The organism is Devosia sp. (assembly GCF_017307495.1).
In the GTDB taxonomy this organism is placed as follows: domain Bacteria; phylum Pseudomonadota; class Alphaproteobacteria; order Rhizobiales; family Devosiaceae; genus Devosia_A.
The window spans coordinates 1-1010 of sequence record NZ_JAFKHE010000040.1 but is presented as its reverse complement, the minus strand read 5'-3'; the positions used below and the strand labels follow the sequence as shown (position 1 = coordinate 1010).

At 66.7% G+C, this 1010-nt stretch carries 1 protein-coding gene; it reads right to left on the bottom strand.

Features of this window, described 5'->3' with window-relative positions:
* Positions 1-14: 14 nt before the first annotated feature.
* On the bottom strand, positions 15-1010 hold a 996-nt coding region (locus J0I99_RS20265; protein ID WP_291399260.1), incomplete at its 5' end, for a mannonate dehydratase.

Genomic DNA, 1010 nt, shown 5'->3' with positions numbered 1-1010 from the left:
AGGCCGCGCTCCGGTCACGCTGCGCGTTCGGCCATGCTGAGGAGCCCCTGCATGTAGCCGATCGCATGGGCGCGGCCGCGATGGTTCCAGGGCGTGTCGCCGTCCATCTGCGGGACATGGTCGTCGAGCAGGAAGCCGGTGAAGCCGTTCTGCTTCAGAAGCAGCATGGCCTCGCCGGGATCGAAATTGCCCTCGCCGATGAAGCATTCGACGAAGTCCGGCACCGTGCCCTGCACGTCGCGGAAATGGACGTAGAATATGCGGCCCTTCGGCGCGAAGAAGGTGATCATCTCGCGGACATTGTCGGCGCCGCCCGGCATCTCGGAGCAGCAGCCGAGGCAGAGATCGAGGCCCCAGGAGGTGCTGGTCGAATAGCGCTCCCAGGCGCGCTTGAAGTCGGTCGGCGCCTTGAAGATGCGCGCGACGCCGCCCAGCATCGGCACCGGCGGGTCGTCGGGATGCAGCGCGATCTTGACGCCGGCTTCCTCGGCGACCGGCAGCACCGCGTCCATGAAGTAGCAGTAGTTCGCCCACATCATCTCGGCGGTGATGATCCCGTCCTCCTCGCCGAAGAGCGGCATGGAATCGGCGCGGCCGAGCGTCGTCGGCATGAAGGAGCGCCAGGCATCCTTGGACGCGCCCTCGACCTTCGCTATCTCGAAGCGCGTGTTACCGGCGCCGCCGCGGCCGGGCGCCTTGCGGTCGGTGCGCCAGACCGAATTCGGCATGAAATGCAGGCCGAGGATCGGCACGCCGGCGCGGCCGACATTCACGACCGTGCGGCAGTAGTTCTCGATCTGCTCGTCGCGGCCCGGCAGGCCGAGCATGGCCTTGTTGTAGAAATGGGTCGGGACGTTCTCGATCGCCTCGAAGGTGAGGCCGGCGGCCTCGATCCTCTCGACCAGCGCGCGGATGTCCGCTTCCTCCCAGAAACTGTCCCCGGGAAGGGTCGGATTGTTCATCTGGATGCCCGAGACGCCGATCTGCGCCGCGAAGCGCAGCTTCTCGTC